We start from the raw sequence: 6,232 nt of genomic DNA on the forward strand, positions 1-6,232 counted from the left end.
TAGGCTAACGCCGCAATCCTATCCTCTTTGGAGGGTGTGACGGAAAGGAACGTCATGGCGTATGTAATGGGTACTGGTCAGGCCGATGTCATCGATTACGGCAAGGGTGTGACCGACGACGACGACTATATTCTCGGCTACGGTGGCGACGACGTGATCTACGGTCGAGGCGGGGACGATACCATTTTTGGCGACTCCGATTCGGCGACGAACTATGTCGGCAGCGACACCCTCTATGGCGGCGGTGGCAACGATCTGCTGGTTGGAGACAATGGCGTCGATACGCTCTACGGCGGATCTGGCGATGACCGGTTCGTCATGCGCTACGACTTGTTCGTCGACGACGTCTACGGCCAGTCGGGTACCGATACTCTCGCGTTCTTCGCTTTCGATCGAGCCGCCAACGTCAATCTGAGCCAGAAGTCTTATTTCATCGTCGGCGGTGAGGAAGGCAAGCACACCGTCTCCGGTGTCGAGAACGTGAGCGGGACCGACCAGAACGACAAGATTGCGGGCGACGCCGCAAGCAACCTCCTGATCGGCAAGCTCGGCGACGACCAGCTCAATGGCGGTGCCGGCAACGACACGCTTCAGGGTGGGGACGGTGTGGACCGGGTCGTGGGAGCCAGCGGCGACGATGTCCTCTCGGGGGATGGCTCGTCGGACAAGCTGTTCGGGGGCGAGGGGAAGGACGTGCTGAACGGCGGGACCAGCGACGACACGCTGTTCGGTGACGCCGGCAACGACTCGCTCCGTGGCGATGACGGCAATGACACGCTGGTCGGTGGGGCCGGCAACGACAGACTGACCGGCGGCGTGGGCCGCGACACTTTCGTTTTCGACCGCCTCACGGGCAAGGACGTCATCACCGACTTCAGCCCCGGATCGGGCTCGCCCGACGTCATTCGCCTGGAGAAGGATGTGCTGGGCTCCTTCGCCGCATTGGTCTCTCACGCCAAGGACACCAGCGCCGGGGTCGTCATCCACTACGACGCGGGCAGCATCCGCCTTGCGGGCCTGCAGGTCGCGGATCTGCACGCGACCGACTTCCTGTTCGTCTGAGCCTCTCCCCACCGGCTCCCTTGCGTCATGGGGCTCGAAACGAGGGCCTCGCACGAGGAGGAGCTTTTTGGTGCGCGTCAGGGACCGGGCGGCAGGAGCTTACCGGCCGGGTGCCGCCTGTCGGGCTCCCGTCGGAACGAAAGCGGCGAGTGCGGCCAGCAGCCAGCCGGCCATCAGCAAGAGTCCGCCGGCCGGGGCGGCCATGGGAAAGAGCGGAATGCCGTGCATCGCCCGTAAGGACAGATCGCCGGAGAACAGAGCGAGCCCCATCACCAGGGCGGCGGCGGCGACTCGGGTCGTGAGGCGATGAGTGATCCCGGTTGCGGTCAGGGCCACCAGAACGATGATGGCGGGCGCGTGGAACAGCAGGAACTGCGCCGCCGTCTTCAGGCTGTCGGTGCCAGGAATATGGGCCGCCGCCGCGCTCGCGGCGACGCCCAGCAGGCCGGCGAGAGCGCCGAGTGCGAGAAGGGCGCGGTCGAAGCCGGTCATGCACCGCGCTCGGACAGGAGACGGGCAACGCTGGCGCGCAGTTCCGGCACGCCACGATCGTCGCGGCTCGATGTGAGCAGGATTTCGGGGTAGGCCGCCGGGCGTTTGGCGATGGCCGAGCGGATGCCGGCGATGCGCGCCTCGATCTCTGCCTTCTTCAGGGCATCGCCCTTGGTCAGGACGATCTGGTAGCTCACGGCGGCCTTGTCGAGCCCATCGAGCACGTCGGTATCGATGCTCTTCAGCCCGTGGCGGGAATCGATCAGCATGAAGACGCGGGCGAGGTTGGCGCGGCCCTTCAGGTAATCGTGGATCAAGTCGGTCCAGGCCTCGACCTTGGTCTTCTCCACGGCGGCGTAGCCATAGCCCGGCATGTCCACCAGGGTCAGGCGCCCGCCGATATCGAAGAAGTTGAGCTGCTGCGTCCGCCCCGGCGTGTGCGACGTCCGCGCCAGAGTGTTGCGACCGGTCAGTGCATTGACGAGGCTCGATTTGCCGACGTTCGAGCGGCCGGCGAAGGCGATCTCGACGCCCTTCATCGGCGGCAGGGCAGCGACGGTGGGCGCGGAGGACAGGAAGTCGGCCACGCCCGCGAACAGCAGACGGCCGGATTCGAGGAGGGCCGCGTCGGCTTCGGCTTGGGACATGGATGGGTTCCGGATCGTGGGCGGCGCATCCGCCAGCGTGAGGCGCCGACACGCGGGAAACAGGAAGGTCCTCCCCGTCGCGAAACGGAGAGGACCCGTGATCGAGTCGTCGTTGCGGAGCGGTGTCCAGCCCCGGAGGCGGTCAGCTCTTGGCGACCGCACCCTTGTCGGCGGGCTTCTTCTTGAACATCCCGCCGAGGTTGTCCCACAACTCCACCTTCACGCCGTTGCGGCGCATGATGACGTATTGCTGGATCACCGAAAGGGTGTTGTTCCAGGCCCAGTAGATCACCAGACCGGCCGGGAACGAGCCGAGCATGAAGGTGAACACGATGGGCATGAAGGTGAAGATCTGCGCCTGGACCGGGTCCGGCGGCGCGGGGTTCATCTTCATCTGGATGAACATCGTGATGCCCATCACGATCGGCCAGATGCCGAGATGGATGAAGTCCGGGGCGGCGAAGGGCAGGAGCCCGAACAGATTCAGGATGTTCGTCGGATCGGGAGCGGCGAGATCCTGGATCCAGCCGAAGAACGGCGCGTGCCGCATCTCGATGGTGATGAACAGGACCTTGTAGAGCGCAAAGAAGACGGGGATCTGAATCAGCACCGGCCAGCAGCCGGCGACCGGGTTGATCTTCTCCTTCTTGTACAGCTCCATCATCGCCTGCTGCTGCTTCATCTTGTCGTCGCCGTAGCGCTCGCGGATCGAGGCCATCTCCGGCTGCACGGCCTTCATCTTGGCCATGGACTGGTACGACTTGTTGGCGATCGGCAGGAACAGAAGCTTCAGGCAGAAGGTCACCACCAGGATCGACACGCCGAAATTGCCGAACAGGTGGAAGAAGAAGTCCAGCGCCCGGAACATCGGCTTGGTGATGAAGTGGAACCAGCCCCAGTCGATCATCAGATCGAACTGCTTGATGCCGAGATCCTTCTGGTAGTTGTTGATCGTGTTGACTTCCTTGGCGCCGGCGAAGAGCTGCTGGGTCGCCGTCACGGTGGTGCCCGGCGCGACGTTGCGGCCGTCGCCGCGCACGCTGGCCTGATAGACCTTGGTGGCGCCGTCGGTGCGCTCGGTGAAGCTGCCGGTATAGGGCGTGGCCTGGTCGGGGATGGTGGCCGCCGCCCAGTACTTGTCGGTGATGCCGACGAAGCCGCCGGTCACGTTCGCCCAGGCCTTGCCCTTGGTGCTGGCATTGCCGAGCACCGGCTCCTTGGCGACGTGATCGTAGGTGTATTCCTGCAGGCCGTCGGCGCCGACCACGCCGATCATGCCCTCGTGCAGCACGTAATAGCCCTGCGTCGTCGGCTTGCCCCAGCGCGAGACCAGCCCGTAGGGATACAAGGTGACGGCGTTCGCGCCCTTGTTCTCGACTTCGTCGCGGATCGTGAACATGAACTTGTCGTCCACCGCGATGACGCGGCGGAACACGAGGCCGGCGCCGTTGTCGTAGGTCAGCGTCAGGGGCTTGGTCGGCGTCAGCACGGTCTCGTCGGCGGTCCACACCGTGTCACCGGTGGGGAGGGGGCCGGTATTCTGCCCGACCCAGCCGAACTCGGCGTAATAGGGATTGGCACTGCCGGTGGGCGAGAGCAGCACGATGCGCGGGCTCTTGTCGTCCACGGTCTCGTGGTAGCCCTTGAGCGAGACGTCGTCGACGCGGCCGCCCTTGAGGGCGATCGAACCGGCGAGCGCCGGGGTATCGATGGTCACGCGCGGCGAGCGGGCGAGCGCCGCCTCGCGGCTTTCCGCCGGCGTCTGCGCATTCGGCAGGGTGCCCGGCACGGGGGCCGAGGGGCCGCCTTCCGCCGGGCTCGCCGAGGGCGCGCCGGCGGGGTTGGCCGCCTGCTGCGCAGCCTTGCTCTGGAGCGCGGCCTGACGCTGCTCCTCCACGCGCGGGGCGGCGATGAAATAGTTCCAACCGAGCAGCACCGCCAGCGACAAGGCGATCGCGACGATCATGTTCGTCTTGTCATTACCCATCGAGAGATCCGTCGCGTGTGTTCGGAGGAGGGGAGGGAAGGCAAGCGTCGCCCGAGGCAGGGGGCATCGTCCCCGCCTCGTTTCGCGCGGGCGAACGCGCCGACATCAGGGCGAGTGATGCTGTTTTGGAGGATGCGATTCCATCGGAGCCCGAGCCGGGCTTGCCCGCATCGGGCTTTCCGGACCTGCGCCGGCCCCGCGAGGAGGGCGCCGATTCGCGACCCTTGGTCCCGCCGGGCTTGATCACCGCGCCGACGGAGCGGCGCAGGTCGGCGATCAGCGTCTCGAACGGGGCGTGGAGCGCCGGACGTCTCGCGATGAGAACGATGTCCGCAGAGGTATCGGGAAGATCCGCCGAGGCACGGGCCACGGCATCGCGCAGCCGGCGGCGAATCCGGTTGCGCTCGGTGGCATGACCGACGCGCTTCGTGATCGTGAAGCCGATTCGCAGCCCCCCGATCGGCGGAGCATCGGCGAGTGGCGTCCCTGACGCTGCCTCACGCATCCGCCCCTGGGCGCTCATGAGCTCAGTATGGAACCGTCGCCCCCCCGCGGCAGCGAGGAAGTCCGGTCGCCGCTTGAGCCGTCCGATCGTCGACACTGCCGGTTCGATCCTGCGGCCTAGGGGCGAGGTCATGGTCTGAGCGGGGCTGGCCTCGGCGTTCCGTGCCGCCGAAGGCACGGATGCCTTAGGCCGAGAGCTTCTTGCGGCCGTGCGAGCGACGGGCTGCGATGACCTTGCGACCGCCGGCCGTGGCCATACGGGCGCGGAAACCGTGGCGGCGCTTACGCACGAGCTTGCTGGGCTGATAAGTTCTCTTCATGGCGCGATCTCCGATGGCCGAGGATCGATCCGGCTGGCTGCAGGAGCCCCACCGACATCTTCACTCGCCCTGAAATGTGTCTGCAAGCGCGAAGAGCGCCCACGTGGGGCGCGGCGACGCGATGGCGCGGCTTATGACGGAGAGGGGGGGCGAAGTCAATTCTGGCGCGGGCATTTCCCATCGCGCCCGCCGCCGTCCGAGCGGGGTCGGCGTTAGCCGTGCATTAACCTTTTCGGCTCATGAAGGAATCATGTCCGGTTTTCCGGATGTGGGGCAGATTTCGATCTGCCGTTGTTTTGATGCCTCTGTCGACTTCACCAAAGCCGCCCCTCCCGGGCGGCTTTTTTTTTCGTCCTCGCTCATGCGCATGCCCGGCGCCGTGCGACTCTGCTCGTTTGGCACGATGTCCGCTTGTTAACGTTAACCCCCGGTCAACGGCGCGGGGCGGCGCGTTCGGCGCTAGTGTTGCGCCTCTGGTCGCGAACGCACTGATCGTGTCCCAGGTCGGGACACAACGGTCCGAGAGCGGCACAGGAGGCAGGATGAACGAGTTCAACGTCACCTTTCGCGACGAGCGCGACTGGGTCAGCTTCGGTGACACCTACGTGAACTCGGAGGCCTTCCGGGTTCTGTTCCGCGAGGGCATGACCATGGTCGAGGAGGCGGCGGCCTATCTCGATGGAGATGGGCGCGAGGAATCCCGCCTCCTGTCGCGCGACAGTACCCTGTCCTATGCCAGCGAGAGCATGCGTCTGACCACGCGGCTGATGCAGATCGCCTCCTGGCTGCTGGTGCAGCGCGCCGTGTCGGAGGGTGAGATCACCCCCGCCCAAGCGCTTCAGGAGAAGACCCGCGTCCGCCTCGCGACGCCGGAGGCCTTCCGCGCCGAGACGTTCGGCGCGCTCCCGGCCCGTCTTCAGGACCTCACAATCCGCTCGCGCCGGCTCCATGCCCGCATCCTGCATCTCGACGGGCTCATCTCCGACGACCACCCGACCCCGATCGTCCGCGAGAGCCCCGTCGCCGCCCAGCAGGGCCTGCTGCGCAGCGCTTTCGGCGTGGCGCATTGAGACCTGCGCATTGAGATGTGGCGCGTCGAGGCCCGGCGTGGCCTCGATGCCTGGAAACGCGAAAGGGCGGCGCCTCGTCGGCGCCGCCCTTTCGCGTTTCGAAAACCCTCCGCCGCCCCCAGCCGGGCCCGTCGGTCAGTCCGCAGAGAT

7 protein-coding genes are annotated in these 6,232 nt (G+C 66.2%); 2 read left to right on the forward strand and 5 right to left on the reverse strand.

The features are described from left to right. Positions 1 to 54: 54 nt before the first annotated feature. Positions 55 to 1,062, forward strand: coding sequence for a calcium-binding protein (locus tag MBTS_RS19150; protein ID WP_192216253.1), 1,008 nt, complete (start codon positions 55 to 57; stop codon positions 1,060 to 1,062). A gap of 99 nt (positions 1,063 to 1,161) precedes the next feature. On the opposite strand, the gene MBTS_RS19155 is transcribed toward MBTS_RS19150, so the two are convergent. The 5 genes from MBTS_RS19155 to rpmH all read right to left on the reverse strand — a co-directional run bounded on the left by MBTS_RS19155 (position 1,162) and on the right by rpmH (position 5,012). Further along, complete coding sequence (locus MBTS_RS19155; RefSeq protein WP_056139997.1) at positions 1,162 to 1,554, reverse strand: DUF423 domain-containing protein; 393 nt, start codon at positions 1,552 to 1,554, stop codon at positions 1,162 to 1,164. Further along, on the reverse strand, positions 1,551 to 2,201 hold the full coding sequence (gene yihA / locus MBTS_RS19160; RefSeq protein WP_018045314.1) for a ribosome biogenesis GTP-binding protein YihA/YsxC: 651 nt from the start codon (positions 2,199 to 2,201) through the stop codon (positions 1,551 to 1,553). The genes MBTS_RS19155 and yihA overlap by 4 nt, the downstream gene beginning before the upstream one ends. 142 nt (positions 2,202 to 2,343) lie before the next feature. Further along, complete coding sequence (gene yidC, locus MBTS_RS19165; RefSeq protein WP_192216254.1) at positions 2,344 to 4,188, reverse strand: membrane protein insertase YidC; 1,845 nt, start codon at positions 4,186 to 4,188, stop codon at positions 2,344 to 2,346. Continuing rightward, positions 4,181 to 4,789, reverse strand: coding sequence for a ribonuclease P protein component (rnpA, locus tag MBTS_RS19170; RefSeq protein WP_342357241.1), 609 nt, complete (start codon positions 4,787 to 4,789; stop codon positions 4,181 to 4,183). The genes yidC and rnpA overlap by 8 nt, the downstream gene beginning before the upstream one ends. Positions 4,790 to 4,877: 88 nt before the next feature. Further along, complete coding sequence (rpmH, locus tag MBTS_RS19175) at positions 4,878 to 5,012, reverse strand: 50S ribosomal protein L34 (protein ID WP_018045311.1); 135 nt, start codon at positions 5,010 to 5,012, stop codon at positions 4,878 to 4,880. A 542-nt stretch (positions 5,013 to 5,554) separates the two neighbouring features. Here rpmH and rcdA point away from each other — a divergent pair. Beyond that, positions 5,555 to 6,082 (forward strand): protease adaptor protein RcdA, encoded by a 528-nt coding sequence (gene rcdA, locus MBTS_RS19180; RefSeq protein ID WP_018045310.1) that lies wholly within the window; start codon positions 5,555 to 5,557, stop codon positions 6,080 to 6,082. Positions 6,083 to 6,232: the final 150 nt, after the last annotated feature.

It is taken from the genome of Methylobacterium bullatum (assembly GCF_014845095.1).
Lineage (GTDB): Bacteria > Pseudomonadota > Alphaproteobacteria > Rhizobiales > Beijerinckiaceae > Methylobacterium > Methylobacterium bullatum.